The sequence below is a fragment of the Acinetobacter amyesii genome (assembly GCF_002018365.1).
In the GTDB taxonomy this organism is placed as follows: domain Bacteria; phylum Pseudomonadota; class Gammaproteobacteria; order Pseudomonadales; family Moraxellaceae; genus Acinetobacter; species Acinetobacter amyesii.
Genome location: NZ_MVKX01000002.1, coordinates 284,904 through 301,395, shown reverse-complemented (window position 1 = coordinate 301,395; position 16,492 = coordinate 284,904). Strand labels below are relative to the sequence as shown.

The window sequence follows — 16,492 nt, the reverse complement described above, 5'->3', positions numbered from 1 at the left end:
AGGCTGAAAGGCGTATACTATCCGTGTCATTGATGGAAAGCTCATGTCTAATTTAGCCTCAATTTCTCCTTATATTGAATATGGCACACGACCATTTCTTGCCATTTTATTTTCTTTATTTTTAGCAGGCTTCGCAATCTTTTCATCGTTGTATTGTGTACAACCGATGATGCCCATTTTTGCGGATTTCTTTCATGTCAGTCCGACACATAGCAGTTTTCCTTTATCTTTTTCTACTAGTGCTTTAGCGATAGGGCTACTTTTCACCGGTTTGATTTCAGATCGATTTGGACGCAAGCCTGTGATGGTCACCGCTTTATTTTTGGCGGCGTCACTTTCAATTATCAGTTCCATATTTCCACTTTGGGAAATATTTTTGCTGAATCGGGTGCTGATCGGATTAAGTGTTAGCGGTGTTGCTGCTGTTGCAATGACTTATATTGGAGAGGAAATTGCGCAAAAAGATATAGGCTTTGCAATGGGCCTGTATATTTCAGGTACTGCAATTGGCGGAATGGGTGGGCGTCTCATTGCTGGGGTATTGATTGATTATATTAGTTGGCAAAATGCCATGATGATTATCGGTATCATTAATCTCTGTATAGCCACAGCGTTCTTTTTATTACTTCCGGCATCTCAACATTTTCAAGCTTATCCCATTCGTTTCAACCGATTTTATGAATCTTTCGTTAAAAATTTAGCAGATCCAAAGCTGAGAATTTTATTCCTTCAAGGCTTTATCCTCATGGGATGTTTTGTCTCTATATTTAACTATATGAGCTACCACCTATTAGAAGAACCTTATCAACTTTCTCAAACATGGATTGGACTAATCTCCATAACATATTTGGCAGGAATATATAGTTCACCTCGGGCTGCAAGTTGGGGGAAACGCTTTGGCCGGGCAAAAGTTTTACCTTCGATGCTGATCATGATGTTGTTGGGGCTGTTGATCATGCTCATTCCGGCATTTTGGTCAGTCATTTTGGGGCTGATTGTATTCACTTTCGCTTTTTTTGCAGCGCATTCCACGGCAAGTAGTTGGGTTTCGGTTCAATCCCTGCAGTACCGTGCCGTAGGTTCATCTCTATATTTATTTTGCTACTACTTAGGTTCTAGTATCTTGGGTAGTAGTAGTGGTTTGGTTTGGGAAATGTCTGGTTGGATAGGGTTGACGAGCTTTATTGCTGTTATCTTGATGATCGGTTTCTTATTAGCAATAAAATTGAATAAATTAAAATAGAAATATGTGAATAAGCTATTATTTAATATTCGTTTTACATCTATTTTTTAATATAAATAACACTATAAAAATGGCGGAATTTACTATTTTTATGATTATACAACTTTGGTCTAATATTTATTTTAAAAGGTGCCTCATAATAATGAAACGCATCACAATATAATAAATAAAATATTTTTGGTTATCATTTTTAAAATTTAATATATTTTTAAGTCATTGATATTTATAATCTATATGTATTTGCTGAATGTTTTTGCTTTTTATCTGTGGTTAGAATTATATATAGATCATCATTGGTTTTAAACTGAAGGTGATTATGAAAAATATAACTATTTTAATGATGGCTTTAGTTTTTATCTTAATTTCAGCTTGTGCAAGTACCACCAATTTAGGGACAGCAGGAGCAGAGCGTAAACAGTTTTTTATCGTTCCTCAAAAGTTATTAACTAAACAGGCAGATAGAACGTATCAACAATTTATTCATCAAGCGAAAGACAAGCAACTTTTGATCATAGATCCGAAATTGGATCAAGTTTTAAATAAACTTAAGCAAAATGCGGAGTTTTACCGCCATGGTTCGAGTCAATGGGATTGGCAAGTCAGTGGGAATCTCAATAAAGATTTAAATGCACATGGTTTCCCGAGTGGGAAAATTGTCATTAACACGGGCTTGTATTGGAGTTTAAAGCTGACTGAAGATGAATTGGCATTTGTGATGGCGCATGAAATGGCACATGCATTGCGTGATCATCATCGTGAGAAGATTTCCTTGCTGTTTGCTAGTCAGGTGGCGATGATTTCTTCAACTGCGGGTATCGGCGCGCTTGCTACTGCGGCAAGTAGTGTGACTGGGCAAGCGGTTTTTCTGCCTAAAGTTTCAAAATTTGAACTAGAAGCTGATGTTCTCGCACTTGATCTGATGTCGAAAGCGGGCTTTGATCCAAATGCAGCATTGAGTTTTTGGCAAAAATATCAGCAGGAAACGACACGCCGTCAAATGCTTGATGTAAAACCATTAATGACACAAGATAGTATCGATAAGCGTAAGATTTATATTGAAAAATATTTACCTGAAATGCACATTCAATTTCAACAGGCGCAGGCTGTGATGTTGAATAAAAATGCGATAACTCATGGCACATTCTAGATTGATTTTAGGCTGAAGCAATGTTGTTCATGAACTATTTAAATCTGGTTTTTAGATGCTGCAATAGCCTGTTAAATCTGATGACTATATAAAACAATTCAATGATTCTGTAGCTGTTGTATAAATTATAATCAAGCATGATGAATGGAATTCATGGTAAAATGATCGGCTTTCATCTTCTTTGATCTTTTTTCAGATCATTCCATCTGCCAGCCGAGAATTGCTAGCCATGTCTACTGCTTATACTATGCAGACTGCGCCAAAAGCGTTGTTTGATTACGACAAATATTGGGCGTCTTGTTTTGACCCTGCGCCATTTTTGCCGATGTCACGCGAAGAGATGGATCAACTCGGTTGGGATAGCTGCGACTTTATTTTGGTTTGTGGTGATGCGTATATCGATCATCCATCATTCTGCTCAGGCATCATCGGCCGTACCCTTGAAGCACAAGGTTTCCGTGTCGGGATTATTGCTCAGCCAGACTGGACCAATGTAGAAGCATTCCGTGTATTGGGTAAACCAAATATTGCTTGGGGTGTGACTGCAGGGAATATGGATTCGATGATCAACCGTTATACGGCTGACCGTAAAATCCGTTCGGATGATGCGTATTCTCCAGATAATCAGCCAAATAAACGACCAGACCGCGCAGCAACGGTATATTGCCAGCGTGTGCGTGAAGCTTATCCAGATGTGCCTGTATTATTGGGCGGTATTGAAGCCTCGCTGCGTCGTATTGCGCATTATGATTATTGGTCAGACAAAGTCCGCCGTTCAGTATTGATGGACTCGAAAGCCGACCTGTTGATGTATGGCAATGGTGAACGTTCAATCACGGAAATCATGCATCGTTTGGCCCGCGGTGAAAAAATCCAAGAGATCACGGATGTCCGCGGTACCGCATTTATTGTGAATAAAAATAACCGAGCTTCAAAAGCAAAGTTTGTTGAAATCGCATCGAATGATGTCGATGCGATTGGCCGTGTCGATCCGATCATTAACCCTTATGTGATGACCGAAGACCTTGAAGGCTGTGAAATCGAAAAAGGCAAAGACAGCGTTACGCAATATCAAGGCTTCCAAAAAGAAGCGGTAGCAAATCCGATTGTTCGTGAAGGTGATAACTTAGACGCCGATACGCAAATCGTGCAGCTGCAGCCTGCATCAAAAGCCATTAAGCATAAATTGCCGCCGCGTGAATTGGCGGTGATTCGTTTACCTGCCTATGAAGATGTGGCGAATGATCCTGTGCTGTATGCACATGCCAACCGTATTTTGCATTTGGAAACCAATCCGGGCAATGCGCGCGCGATGGTGCAAAAGCATGGTGAACGTGATGTTTGGCTGAATGCACCGCCGATTCCATTGACTACAGAAGAAATGGATTATGTGTTTGACTTGCCGTATGCGCGTCTGCCGCATCCAGCGTATGGTGAAGCGCGTTTTCCTGCCTTTGACATGATTAAGTTCTCTGTGAACATTATGCGCGGCTGTTTTGGCGGCTGTACCTTCTGCTCAATTACAGAGCATGAAGGGCGTATCATCCAAAACCGTTCTGAAGAATCGATTTTGCGTGAAGTTGAAAAAATTCGAGATACTGCACCGGGCTTTACTGGGATCATTTCTGACTTAGGCGGCCCAACGGCCAATATGTACCGTTTGGCATGTAAAGATCCTGAAATTGAAAAGAACTGCCGTAAGCCTTCGTGTGTATTCCCGGGTGTATGTCAAAACTTGCACACAGATCATGCGCCTTTAACCCAGTTATACCGTAAAGCGCGTTCATTGCCGGGGATTAAAAAGATTCTGATCGGTTCTGGTTTACGCTATGACCTTGCAGTGTTAAACCCAGAATATGTCAAAGAATTGGTGACACATCATGTCGGCGGTTACCTGAAAATTGCACCTGAACATACCGAAAAAGGTCCATTATCGAAGATGATGAAGCCGGGGATCGGGACATATGACCGTTTCAAACAAATGTTTGATCGTTTCAGTAAGGAAGCAGGGAAAGAGCAGTATCTCATTCCTTACTTTATTGCAGCGCATCCGGGTACGACTGACTATGACATGATGAACTTGGCAATTTGGCTGAAGAAGAATGGGTTCCGTGCCGATCAGGTGCAAACCTTCTATCCATCACCAATGGCGACCGCAACAACCATGTACTACACCGGTAAAAACCCGCTGGCTAAAGTGGCGCGTTATACCGAAAATGTCGATATCGTGAAAGGTGAAAAACGCCGCCGTTTACATAAAGCCTTCTTGCGTTACCATGATCCAAACAACTGGCCGTTGCTACGTGAAGCGCTCAAAGAAATGGGGCGCCAGGATCTGATCGGGAACTCAAAACAGCATTTGATTCCGACGTATCAGCCTGCTGGCAGTGCTGAGGGTCAATACCAATCTGCACGTAAAAAGAACTCAAGCATTGCGGGTGATTCACAAAAACGTACAGGCGAACAAGGTAATCGGACTAAGGCTGCTCAATCGCGTCCTTCAAATACCAAGAAACGTCCTGAGCGCGGTCAAATCTTGACGCAGCATACTGGTCTGCCGCCGCGTGAAACGGGTGATGCGAAAAAACCTTTTGGTGGTCCGAAACCCAAAGGAAAATCGAAGCCTAAATCACGTGCTTAAAATGGTTAAATAAAAAAAGACACTTCGGTGTCTTTTTTTATGGCTGATATGCTCGGCAGCATCAGACAGTTTGCATTTTTATATGTTGTTACAAGCTCAATGCCATATGTGCGTCGGTTATCTCAATGAAATACGAGCAAAATTTGACAGCTTATCGGAATTGTCAGACAGTGAGAGGAAATGCACTTGCTGTCGTTTTAGCGAATGATCTAAAGTATCCATATATAGCAATGGATGCTATTACTCTGAACGAAGTGGCATGTGATGTTTGACGCTTTAAGTTTGCAACTTTTTGTCAGTTTAAATACGTATTGTGTGAAAGTTAGAGTTATTTTTTTTAATAGGAAATTAAAAAAATAATACTGGTTGTATACTTCGTCTTCATAAGAAGTATGTCAAAAACCAAAAATATAAGAAATATAAAGGATTATGAGATGACTATATACATAGTAATAGGGAGTATTTTACTCTTCTGTGTGCTCATAATGGCTTGGAAAAGTTTAGAAGGTGATTCTAAGCAACAAGATAGCGCATTGAAACAACGTGCTATTTTCAACATTAATGAGCAATTAACCTACACGCGTTTAAAAGAAATTTTGCCTAAGCATACGATCCTTGCGCATGTATCTTTTGATGCACTGTTGACCACGAAATATTATCGTACGCGGAACAAGTATCGAAATATGGTGGCGGACTTTGTCGTCTTAGATGAACAGCATCAGATCTTGGCGATCGTCGCTTTAGATGATCCGATGGTGCTAAAACGGATGCAGCAGTCGCAATATCAAGATGCATTGCTCGCTTTGGCAGGCTATCGGGTCATTCGTTATGATGATGTGCCTGAGTACGTTCAATTACGCGAAGATTTCTTAAATGAGCAGCGTGTACAAGCGCCATTTGTACCGGTTAATGATTTGAAAAAATATCATTTATATTCAGATTTGGAACGTAAAAAGATCAAAATTATTGGATCTTAAGGATTCAAAGAGCCAAGTCTTTCTAAAAAAAAGCATGTCTTCAGACATGCTTTTTTTTAATGATTATTCAGGCTTAACGGCTACGACGGTTAATTCTACCAGGACTCGAGGGTCGTATAATTTTGCTTCGATACAAGTTCTGGGTAATGCTTCAATGTCTGACACCCACGTATCCCATACTTCATTAAATGCTGCATAATCCTGTTCAATATCTTTAAGATAAATGGTCACTGACATAATGTGGCTTTTATCTGTACCGGCATCTGCAAGAAATTGATCAATGATCTCAAATGTTTGCTGTGTTTGTCCTTTGATGTCTAAATCAAGGTCTGTTGCCAATTGACCTGCCAAATGGATCAATTGACCTGAAATAGCGATTTCGGAGAAGCGTTTTGAAACATGCAGGCGTTGGATGGTCATGCGAAATATCCTGAAAGCAAAAAGGTCACTTAATCTTGAGTTTTAGGCATTGTAGCTGCAACCAAAGCCGTCAATAAACAGCCCACAGCAAGGTAGATTGCCACATAATGCCATGAACCATCACCCCAAATCACCAAAGCTGCTGCAATCATTGGGGTAAAGCCACCACCGATAATGCTGGCCACTTGATAGCCGACACCTGCACCACTATAGCGATAGGCGGTACCAAACAGGGAGGTGAAAATCGGTTGGTGTACACTCACTACCATATCATGAGCAATATTGGCAAGGAAAATCGCACCGACAATAATTAGCCAAGTATTTTGTGCATCAAGGGCCATGAAGAAGGGAAAAGCTGAAAGCGCACCAATCAATCCACCCAGCACGCACATTTTACGATGATCAAATCGATCTGCTAGCCACGCAAAGAGGGGAATGCTGAAGCAGCTAATTGCACCAACCATTAAGGTGATATTGAGGAAGAACTGTTTGTCCATGCCCAATTGAGCGGTGGAATAATTCAGTGCAAAGTTCGTCACCAAATACATGGTGAGTAACTCGGTCAGGCGCAGCGCAATAATGTAGAAAAAGGCTTTGGGGTGTTGGCTAATTGCTTGCAGAATCGGTAATTTTTGCGGCGTTTGTTGAGCTTTGACCACATGGTCGACGAATTCTTGAGATTCGTCTTGATCACGTCGAATCCACATCGCGATAGCCAGCAAGATAATACTGGCAATAAAGGGAATTCGCCATGCCCAATCAGCAAAAGCATCTTCGCCCAAAGTGGCAATAATCAAAGACACAGCGCCTGTTGCAAGAACAAGTCCGACGCCATAGCCAATTTGTACACCACTGCTGTAAAAGGCTTTTTTGCCTTTCGGGGCATTTTCTACAGCCATCAGGGCAGCGCCGCCCCATTCTCCACCAACCGCAAAACCCTGTATTGCTCGAAGTGTCACGAGCAGGATCGGGGCCCACCAACCGATGGCCGCAAAATTGGGTAATAAACCAATGCCGACCGTCGAAATACCCATCAGGATGACGGTGAGCACCAACATTTTCTTACGACCCAGCTTGTCACCAAAATGTCCAAACACAATGCCGCCTAAGGGGCGGAACAAGAAGCCAACGCCAAAGGTCGCCAAGGCAGCAAGTGTGCCCATATTGTTGCCAATACTGGGGAAAAACTGATCTTTGAAAATGAGTGCGGCAACAATGCCATAAAGTAAAAAATCGTACCAATCGACTACGGCACCAATGAAGCTACTTAATGCGGCTTTACGAGCGCGTTGTTCTTGATTTTGTGAAATTTTTTGAGGATTTGCAGCAGTTTTTGCAGAAGGCATACAGCGGGGTATTCCATGATTGACAACAGAGTTGCCCTGTAATATTCGGATTTGATCGTCACGCCAATCACAGGACAGCATGCTGAAAGTAAAGGTGATTTTCAGCATCTCAGCGCATACACGGATAATGTAGTGCGCTGATAGAGTACTCTAATTTTAGGCTTTGTGAATAGCAAATTGCTTTAATTTTGTTCTTCTGCCTAAATCTTAAGCAAATACGATCTTCTTGAAGTTTTTAGAGCAGCGAAAGTTGTGTTTCTTGGTTTTGCGCACTTAATTGATAGACCCCTACGCCAATCAGACGAAATTGATCGTCCTCGGAAATATGCATTTCATGCAGTAATTGCTGCAACACCTGCGCAAGGTCTTCACGCTGATTCAGCGATGTTTTAAAACTCTTACTGTGCTGTAGCACTTGGAAATTCTTCAGTTTTAATTTGGCCGATACACCACGTGCGCTTAACTGCTTTTTTTCTAAACTAGACCAAACTTGGTCAATCAGTTTGGGCCAATAGGGCTGACATTGGCTCAGGGTGAGATCGTCATCAAAAGTGGTTTCTTTGGAGATCTGTTGACGCTCGCGGCTAGATTGGACCGGTCGCTCATCAATCCCTTGTGCATACAGATAGAGTTGTCGTCCATATTTACCGAAATGATGAATCAGAACGGCTTCATCTATTTGTTGTAAATCACCTAATGTATTGAGTTGCATGGCTTTTAATTTTTCTTGAGTCACTTTTCCCACACCAGGAATTTTTTTCAGTGCCAAGTCATGGATGAAATGCAGAACTTGTGATGGTTTGATAATACAAATGCCATTGGGTTTGTTCCAATCAGAAGCGACTTTAGCCAAAAATTTATTGGGCGCGACACCTGCGGAGGCAGTTAAACCAGTGCTTTGTAAAATCTCTGCCTGAATTCGCATAGCGACTTCGGTGGCGCTCGGAATGTGTTGTAAATTTTCTGTGACGTCCAAATAAGCTTCGTCTAAAGATAGCGGCTCAATCAGCGACGTATAGCGTTGAAAAATGGCATGAATTTGCGCCGAAACAGCACGATATTTTTCAAAATTAGGTTCGATCACCACGACTTGTGGACAGAGTTTACGGGCCTGTGCCATCGACATTGCAGAACGTAAACCAAATTCACGTGCAGGATAGGACGCGGCACAGATGACTGCACGAGGGTGATGTGAAGACACAACAACAGGAAGCTGCTTGAGTTCTGGACGTTCCCGCAGCTCTACTGATGCAAAAAATGCATCCATGTCGATATGTATGATTTTCCTCATGCCTAGTTAGATCAGTGCCTAAAATTTGAATGTCAGTATCGCACAGTCAATCCAACGCTTTCCTCAATTTTTTAACTCAAACGACACAGGTTGACTGAGTAAAACGACCTCGGTGTTTTGAGCTGATGCTGACTGTATCAATAGATTTAGGCTTTGAGGGGTGGCATCGGCAAAGCGGGGCAAAAATTCGAGCTCTGGATTCAGTGGTTTGAAAAAATTATCCCAATGAATTGGAATCACGGTGCTGGGTTGAAGAGTCGCTAAGGTTTCTTTGAAATATTGCTGTTGAAACGCTGCCGTTTGCTTGGAAAGCTGAGCGATGCCTAAAAATAAAGTATCGACTTTTAGTTTTTGCAACTGTTTGGGCACAGCACCCGTACTGGCTTTGACTAAACTGTAATGCGGCCCATGTTGGATGAGATAGTCATATGATCCACCTTCTTTAAACGCACTAAAATGTGCAGGGAGTTGCAGTGGCTGCGAAATTTCTTCTCCCAAATCATCATTAACGGCCGTTGGCGGAGTATGCTGCGAGGGGATGGCAGTAATGGTGAATTTACCGATTTGCATCGGTTGCCAAGCTTGAACTTCGTGTAATTGTGATTCAGTGATTGGCATTGCCCGTGCGATATTTAAGGTGCTTTTAGAGCCGACAATCATGGCCTTGGGGAGCTGGTGGGCCAACATTGGAATATCGAGCGCATGATCATAATGTGAATGAGTCACGAAAATAGCACGTGTACGTTTTAAGTCGTATTGGTCGATATAGCTTTCTAATAAAGGCTGATTACTTTGAATCTGAGTGAATATGGTCTGACTGAGCGATGGACGACTAAAGAAGCCATCGATGAGGATTTGCTCTTGACCATCGTCAAACAGTAAGGTCGAAACGCCAAAGAACTTTACGTGATAGGGCGCCGCTGAGTGAGTATCTGTAGTGCTTTGTGCGGGATGTTGATAATGCCACGTTTTAAACGCTGCCAAGGTCCCTGAAGGTTGGATCAAATAAGCCAATATCCCGATGGCGAGGATCATAAAGACTGAAAATATAATAAGAAAAGTTTTTAAAATACGCATCCTGCGACTCAGTTTTCATGGATTATTTGCTTCGATGTTGTCCTGAGTCGGTGAATAAATCAACGGGGTTTGAGCGGGGAAACGTCATTTTTGTCTAAAAACTCAGTCCATGCATTGGCATCACCAGAAAATACATTTAAATCGACAGTGGTCGAGATACCTTGAATTTGTCCTTGATTGGTATGTTGCCAAATCAGCCATTTCGGATTGTTTTTTAGATCGGGTGGGCCTTTATATTCACGGACCCACAGCGGCGTCTGTTTAAACTCGCCAGCTAAGACAATATTATAAAAAGACTTTGAGGTATAAAAAATCGGTTGTTTGCCATAATGGCGGTGCAAGCGATCATGCATATAAGTGATTTCTTTGAGTAACTGCTCTTTGCTGTAGGTGTTAATGCAGTTGGTGTCATATTCCAAATCAATCACGGGAGGAAGGGCATCGGCTTTTTTCGGCACGGAAGCAATAAAATTTTCTGCCTGAATCTTGCCATCACGGCACAGACGGTAAAAATGATAGGCCCCAACTAAAAAGCCGTTTTCCCGTGCTTGTAACCAGTTGTCTTGAAATTTTCGATCTTTAAAATCGCCACCTTCTGTGGCTTTGAGATAAACGAATTGGTATTTTTTAGGTGAAATTTTTGACCATTGAATATCTTTTTGATGGTGGGAAACATCAAAACCTTTGACGGGATATTCTTCTGCAGACGCAGGGCGATGCGGCATCACGGCTAAATAACCTAGTCCTGCCACTACCATGACGCCGCTGATAGCGCTAAGTGCAATAATCGGGCTGTATTTTTTGAGTGAACTTTTTGTGGTACGTGATTTGGCTTTTTTAGGCATGAAAATGTATCCAAGTATCCCTTTTATCATAACCCTTTAATGCCCGATCTGTCATAGATTTGCCCGATGACACAGGTTTAGACATCCACATGTTTAGGAATCTGCCAAAAAATCGCTGCGGTAATCAGGTTAATGCAGCCGAGTAAAATCAAGGTGCTATGGAATGCCGTTTCGAGTTGTGCAGCACCATAATAGGCCGTAAACACGTTGACTAAAGTCCCTGCCAAAGCTACACCGATACTCATCGACACCATCATAATCATCGACAAGAAACTGTTGCCACTGCTGGCATCTTGTTGGGGTAAATCTTTGAGGGTTAAGGTATTCATCGAAACGAATTGCAGTGAGTTTAAAATACCAAAAATAAAAAAGTGTACGGCACGTAACCAAGTGGGGGTTTCAGCCGTAGAGAGTGCAAAACTGCAAATACAGGCACCGACCAAGAAGGTATTTACCAATAACACTTTACGATAGCCAAAGCGTTGAATAATTTGACGAATAATCGGTTTAGATGCCAATGAGCCGAGTACCGTCGGTATCATCAATAAACCTGTGATAAACGGCTCAAAGCCAAAAGCCACTTGTAGCATTAAGGGAATCAAAAATGGCATGGCATTGCCACCAAGGCGGGCAAAGAAGTTGCCGATAATACCGATGGCATAGATCCGATTTTGAAATAATTTACTGCGAAACAGTGCATTGGCATGCGTATGTGCATGAAAGGCATAGATCAAACTGGTGATGATGCCTGCAGCGACCAAAAGCAGGCTCCACCATAGCGGCAGATGCGGGCTGGCAAAGTTTTCAATGCCTAACGATAAACCCACCATGGCGACGACCAATAAGAAAAAACCCATAAAATCGAAGCGTTGTACGCTCGGTTCGGTCACATTGGGCATGGCTTTAAAGGTAATGAGTACCCCTAACAGCCCCATTGGAATGTTTATTAAAAAGATCCAATGCCATGTTGCGACTTCCACCATCCAACCGCCAAGGGTAGGGCCAATTAAGGGGCCAATCAAACCGGCAAGGCTCATCAGACTCATGGCCGATAAAAACTGTGTCCGAGGAATCACTTTGAGCATTGCCAAACGCCCAACAGGCAGCAGTAATGCGCCACCTATGCCTTGAATTACCCGATAAACCAGTAGCTCATTCAGGCTATTGGCCATGCCGCAGCCGAGCGATGCTAACGTAAAAATAATGATGGCTGTGAAATACGTATTTCGTACACCAAAACGATCGGCCAACCAACCACTTAAAGGAATACACGCCGCAACTGACAAGACGTAGGCCACGACCACACTATGCATTTGAAGTGGGTCTTCACCTAGACTTCTCGCCATCGCTGGGATTGCTGTATTGACGATGGTCGTATCCAGCCCTTGCATAAAAAAGCCAATAGAGACCAATAGCACAAGAAGTCTAAATTCGGGTTGTAAAGCCTGATGCGTTGGCGTGCTATTCATAAGTCAATAAAGCTGAGATTTTTAAACAGTTTAAATGAATATTGCCATTCGGATGTAGTAAAAGCTTTGCATAATTGAGCCAAAAAATTGCAAGAAAAATGCAATGAAAGTTTCATCTCTATGCAACCTAATGTTTATAAATTGGTCATATTTTAATAAAAGACGAATGAAAACATGAAACTACAAATTTCGGCACTGATGTGTGCCATGTTGTCTGTGGGGCTAGTGGCGTGTAATGACAGCAATGATGATGCTCAAGTGCAAACACCACCTCCGGTGATCGAAGAAGTCACGCCAAACACTATCGCGTTGGAGCAGATTGGGCGTTATGAATCGGGTATTTTTGGCGCAAGTGCAGCAGAAATTCCTGTCTATGATGCCCAAAGTCAGCGCGTATTTGTGGTCAATGCCAAAGCTGGTGTGGTTGATGTACTAGATTTGAAACAGCCAGCACAGCCTACATATTTACAATCTTTAGATGCTAAAAAATATTTGGCCGACTCTGAGGTGAATAGCATTGCTGTACACAATGGCATCGTGGCACTCGCGGTGCAAGCGGCCGATAAAACGCAGCCGGGCATCGTGGCCTTTTTTAAAGCACAAGATTTAAGTTTTATTAGTCAGGTCGAGGTTGGGGCTTTGCCAGACATGCTGACCTTTAGCCCAGATGGCAAAAAAGTATTGGTTGCCAATGAAGGCGAACCGAATGAAGGTTATGCAGTCGACCCTGAAGGTTCAGTCAGTATTATTGATCTTAGCCAGATTGAAAAGCCAACGGCGAAATTGGTGGATTTCCGTGCGTGGAATACACGAAAACAAGAGCTAATTGATGCGGGCGTTCGCATTTTTGGACCCGACACCGCACAGTATGCCGATGTGAATACGCAAGGTGTACAAACCACGAGTGTGGCTCAAGACTTAGAGCCAGAGTACATCGCGGTGAGCCAAGATGGTCAAACGGCGTGGGTGAGCTTACAAGAGAACAATGCGATTGCCGTGCTCGATCTAGTGAAAGCGGAATTTATCGATATCTTCCCGATGGGTTATAAAGATCACAGCTTGCCTGAAAATGCACTTGATGGCAGTGATCGTGATTGTGTGATTGGTGCGACAGACAGCGTGGGTCGTCAGGTCGAGAGCTGTGCCAAAGATGCTGGGATGATCAATATTCAGGCATGGCCTGGGCTGTATGGAATGTATATGCCAGATGCCATTGCACATTATCAAGTGGATGGAAAAAGTTATTTGGTCACTGCCAATGAAGGCGATGCCCGAGAATGGCTAAAAGACGAAACACAGTATTTTACAGGCGATGATTTAAGCCAAGGCTATGCCGAAGAAATTCGAGTTAAGCATCTGTTTAAAAAAGCTGGCTTTGATGCAAAAGGGGATTATGCGGCTCATTTACGACATCTGGTGCCTGGTGTCGTTGGTGCAAAACTTGACCCGAGGGTCTTTAAAGCTTGTACCACCACAGCGCCGACAGAAATTTGTGCGGATAACCTGATCAAAGATGCACAGATTGGCCGTTTAACCATCAGTTGGACGCAAGGTTTTAAACGTGATGCTGCCGGAAAACCTGTATTGGACGATGGTAAGTTGGTTTATGACAAACTGTATACCTATGGTGGGCGCTCGTTCAGCATCCTCGATCCAATCAGTCGAAAAATTGTTTGGGATTCGGGCAGTGAGTTTGAACGCAAAATTGCTGAATTGTTCCCAGCCCAATTTAATAGTAATCATGAAGCCTTTAAATTTGATGACCGCAGTGACAATAAAGGCCCTGAACCTGAAGGCATCACACTGGGTAAAATTGGTCAAAAAACCTATGCCTTTATCGGGCTAGAGCGGGCCAGTGGGATCATGGTGTATGACATCACACTGCCGCAACAGGCGAAATTTGTTCAGTATTTTAATACGCGGGATATTGCGCAAACCGATATAACTAAGCAGGGTGATTTAGGGCCCGAAGGTCTGATTTTTATTGCGGCCAAAGATTCGCCCAATGCTCAACCTTTGTTAGTGGTTGGAAATGAAGTGAGCGGTAGCACGGCGGTTTATCAGATTAAATTGAAATAATTAAAGTTTAAAGCATTTGTTTTATTTGAGGTTTTTGTTTTAGTGACGAGAAAAGCAAGGCGCGAAATTGTATGAACGCCAGATAAACTGTCATAATGCGCTCAAGTCCTTCATTTATTGGAGGGCTTTTTCTTTATGGCAAAGGTGTTTTGTTTTCATGACAATCGAAATTCTGATGGTCATAGGCTTCTGTCTCGCGGCCTATTCTATTGTCGGTAATGATGTGCCACAGACATTGGGAACCTTTATTTCATCCAATGCGCATCGCCCTTGGTGGCTGTTGTGGATCTATGTCAGCAGTATTTTAGCCATTGTATTGGTTTATGGTTGGTACAGTTCTGGCGTGGGGGATGCATCTTATGGTCGTTTAGAAACGATTCCATTTCCCGCAGAAGGGGTCACGTGGCTCTATATTGTGCCACCGATCTTATTGATTATTTTGACTCGCTACGGAATCCCGGTCAGTACCACATTCTTAGTGTTGACGATTTTCTCTCCGAGTAGTCTCGGTTCGATGTTAACCAAGTCCATGATGGGTTATGCGGTAGCTTTTGTTGTCGCGATTATTGTTTATCGTTTTGTGATTAAAGGCATCTCGGTTTATTTCAGTAAAACACGTGATGAAACGCCTTCGAATATCTGGGTGGGACTACAGTGGGTTTCGACGGCATTTTTATGGAGTCAGTGGCTGATTCAGGATTTGGCCAATATTTTTGTCTACGTCCCTCGTCAGGTGCCGCTGGAGTTCCTGATTTTTGCAATTGTGGTGTTTATCGTACTGCTTGGGATCATTTTGTATCAACGTGGTGGGGCGATTCAGGGCATTATCGACACCAAAACGGGTGTGGCTGATATCCGCTCGGCAACCATTATCGACTTTATGTATGCCTTGATTTTATTGGTGTTCAAAGAGTGGAGTAATATTCCAATGAGTACCACTTGGGTGTTCTTGGGTTTACTCGCAGGACGTGAATTTGCCATGTCCATGCATTTACATGAAGTGAATAAATATCGAACTTCACGAAATGTCAGCAAAGATGCGATGAAATTGATGCTTGGTTTATTGATGAGTATTTTCTTAGCGACAACCTTGCCATGGTTCTATCGTGTGGTGTCGGGTTAAGTCGGCACGATATAGATTTGAAGTAGGACATCGAGCAATAAAAAAGGGGAATGATTTATTCCCCTTTTTGACATCTAAAATACAGTTAGACCACGAAATTTTTCGGGCAATCTAAATTTTTCAGTGCACTAAAGATCTGCTTCGATGAATTACACACGATCAGTTTGGCACGATGCTGCGGCGGCAAGAAACCTTCAGCGACCGCATGGTCTAATTGTGCAATTAGTGCATCATAGAAGCCATTAACGTTATAAAGCATCATCGGTTTTTGGTGTTGATTCAACTGTCCCCAAGTGGCGATTTCTAGAATTTCTTCGAATGTACCGAGACCACCGGGCAGGGCAACAAAGGCACTTGCACGTTCTGCCATCATGGCTTTACGCTCATGCATACTGCGCACGACGTGTAATTCAGTCAAATGATTATGTGCAATTTCATAATCCAACATAAACTCAGGAATCACACCCACGGCTTCGCCGCCATGTTCGACCACAGCGTCAGCGACTTGACCCATCAGGCCAATACTGGCTCCACCATAGACCAGACCAAAACCATGTTCAGCCAAGCCTTGCGCTAATGCGATGGCTTTTTCTTGATAAATTGGATTGTTACCAGAGCGGGAGCCGCAATACAGTGCGATTAAAGGTTGTGTTGTAGCAGGAGAAGGATTTCCACGTTTTTCTGTCATTTTTAATCCGCTATTCATTACGTTTTAATTTTACCTTAGCATGTTATTTTTTATGACACTACATTGGCAGCTAAATATGACAATTTAATGTCATCACTGGGTTTAAATTCTTCCATACTGAGATTGTACTTTGGTAAAAAAGGGTG

General features: G+C 42.7%; 13 protein-coding genes. 6 read left to right on the top strand and 7 right to left on the bottom strand.

The genetic code is table 11. The features are described 5' to 3' along the window. The first annotated feature begins 43 nt into the window (after positions 1–43). The 4 genes from B1202_RS05060 to B1202_RS05045 all read left to right on the top strand — a co-directional run bounded on the left by B1202_RS05060 (position 44) and on the right by B1202_RS05045 (position 6,008). Complete coding sequence (locus B1202_RS05060; protein WP_078189489.1) at positions 44–1,243, top strand: MFS transporter; 1,200 nt, start codon at positions 44–46, stop codon at positions 1,241–1,243. Positions 1,244–1,559: 316 nt separating this feature from the next. Then, entirely contained in the window at positions 1,560–2,390 is an 831-nt protein-coding gene (locus B1202_RS05055; protein ID WP_078189488.1) for a M48 family metallopeptidase, read from the top strand. Between the two features lie 229 nt (positions 2,391–2,619). Next, positions 2,620–5,031, top strand: a complete 2,412-nt coding sequence (locus B1202_RS05050; protein WP_078189552.1) for a YgiQ family radical SAM protein — start codon at positions 2,620–2,622, stop codon at positions 5,029–5,031. Positions 5,032–5,465: 434 nt separating this feature from the next. Next, positions 5,466–6,008, top strand: a complete 543-nt coding sequence (locus B1202_RS05045) for a DUF2726 domain-containing protein (protein ID WP_078189487.1) — start codon at positions 5,466–5,468, stop codon at positions 6,006–6,008. A gap of 63 nt (positions 6,009–6,071) precedes the next feature. Here the strand turns inward: B1202_RS05045 and B1202_RS05040 are convergent, their stop codons facing one another. The 6 genes from B1202_RS05040 to mdtD form a co-directional block, all read right to left on the bottom strand. After that, a complete protein-coding gene (locus tag B1202_RS05040; protein WP_078189486.1) occupies positions 6,072–6,428 on the bottom strand; it encodes a RidA family protein in 357 nt (118 codons plus the stop codon). Between the two features lie 29 nt (positions 6,429–6,457). Beyond that, on the bottom strand, positions 6,458–7,774 hold the full coding sequence (gene shiA, locus B1202_RS05035; RefSeq protein ID WP_078189485.1) for a shikimate transporter: 1,317 nt from the start codon (positions 7,772–7,774) through the stop codon (positions 6,458–6,460). Between the two features lie 235 nt (positions 7,775–8,009). After that, positions 8,010–9,065: a DNA polymerase IV gene (gene dinB, locus B1202_RS05030; RefSeq protein WP_078189484.1), complete on the bottom strand. Its 1,056-nt coding sequence runs from the start codon at positions 9,063–9,065 to the stop codon at positions 8,010–8,012. Between the two features lie 63 nt (positions 9,066–9,128). Then, positions 9,129–10,142 (bottom strand): MBL fold metallo-hydrolase, encoded by a 1,014-nt coding sequence (locus tag B1202_RS05025; protein ID WP_078189483.1) that lies wholly within the window; start codon positions 10,140–10,142, stop codon positions 9,129–9,131. Between the two features lie 59 nt (positions 10,143–10,201). Further along, positions 10,202–10,987 carry a GH25 family lysozyme gene (locus B1202_RS05020; RefSeq protein WP_078189482.1) on the bottom strand — a complete coding sequence of 262 codons (786 nt, stop codon included), beginning with the start codon at positions 10,985–10,987 and terminating at the stop codon, positions 10,202–10,204. 77 nt (positions 10,988–11,064) lie between these two features. Then, entirely contained in the window at positions 11,065–12,456 is a 1,392-nt protein-coding gene (gene mdtD, locus B1202_RS05015; protein WP_078189481.1) for a multidrug transporter subunit MdtD, read from the bottom strand. Positions 12,457–12,630: 174 nt separating this feature from the next. Between mdtD and B1202_RS05010 the strand changes: the two genes are divergently transcribed. Next, on the top strand, positions 12,631–14,535 hold the full coding sequence (locus B1202_RS05010) for a choice-of-anchor I family protein (protein WP_078189480.1): 1,905 nt from the start codon (positions 12,631–12,633) through the stop codon (positions 14,533–14,535). 157 nt (positions 14,536–14,692) lie between these two features. Next, positions 14,693–15,658 (top strand): hypothetical protein, encoded by a 966-nt coding sequence (locus tag B1202_RS05005; protein WP_078189479.1) that lies wholly within the window; start codon positions 14,693–14,695, stop codon positions 15,656–15,658. 85 nt (positions 15,659–15,743) lie between these two features. On the opposite strand, the gene B1202_RS05000 is transcribed toward B1202_RS05005, so the two are convergent. Continuing rightward, a complete protein-coding gene (locus B1202_RS05000) occupies positions 15,744–16,364 on the bottom strand; it encodes a TIGR00730 family Rossman fold protein (protein ID WP_078189478.1) in 621 nt (206 codons plus the stop codon). Positions 16,365–16,492 lie beyond the last annotated feature (128 nt).

What these genes read in the sequence shown, in the direction of transcription:
- dinB (WP_078189484.1), bottom strand. Translation starts at nt 9,065, where the DNA reads ATGAGGAAAATCATACATATCGACATGGATGCATTTTTTGCATCAGTA.
- B1202_RS05020 (WP_078189482.1), bottom strand. Translation starts at nt 10,987, where the DNA reads ATGCCTAAAAAAGCCAAATCACGTACCACAAAAAGTTCACTCAAAAAA.
- B1202_RS05050 (WP_078189552.1), top strand. Translation starts at nt 2,620, where the DNA reads ATGTCTACTGCTTATACTATGCAGACTGCGCCAAAAGCGTTGTTTGAT.
- shiA (WP_078189485.1), bottom strand. Translation starts at nt 7,774, where the DNA reads ATGCCTTCTGCAAAAACTGCTGCAAATCCTCAAAAAATTTCACAAAAT.
- B1202_RS05040 (WP_078189486.1), bottom strand. Translation starts at nt 6,428, where the DNA reads ATGACCATCCAACGCCTGCATGTTTCAAAACGCTTCTCCGAAATCGCT.
- mdtD (WP_078189481.1), bottom strand. Translation starts at nt 12,456, where the DNA reads ATGAATAGCACGCCAACGCATCAGGCTTTACAACCCGAATTTAGACTT.
- B1202_RS05055 (WP_078189488.1), top strand. Translation starts at nt 1,560, where the DNA reads ATGAAAAATATAACTATTTTAATGATGGCTTTAGTTTTTATCTTAATT.
- B1202_RS05000 (WP_078189478.1), bottom strand. Translation starts at nt 16,364, where the DNA reads ATGAATAGCGGATTAAAAATGACAGAAAAACGTGGAAATCCTTCTCCT.
- B1202_RS05005 (WP_078189479.1), top strand. Translation starts at nt 14,693, where the DNA reads ATGACAATCGAAATTCTGATGGTCATAGGCTTCTGTCTCGCGGCCTAT.
- B1202_RS05045 (WP_078189487.1), top strand. Translation starts at nt 5,466, where the DNA reads ATGACTATATACATAGTAATAGGGAGTATTTTACTCTTCTGTGTGCTC.
- B1202_RS05025 (WP_078189483.1), bottom strand. Translation starts at nt 10,142, where the DNA reads ATGCGTATTTTAAAAACTTTTCTTATTATATTTTCAGTCTTTATGATC.
- B1202_RS05010 (WP_078189480.1), top strand. Translation starts at nt 12,631, where the DNA reads ATGAAACTACAAATTTCGGCACTGATGTGTGCCATGTTGTCTGTGGGG.
- B1202_RS05060 (WP_078189489.1), top strand. Translation starts at nt 44, where the DNA reads ATGTCTAATTTAGCCTCAATTTCTCCTTATATTGAATATGGCACACGA.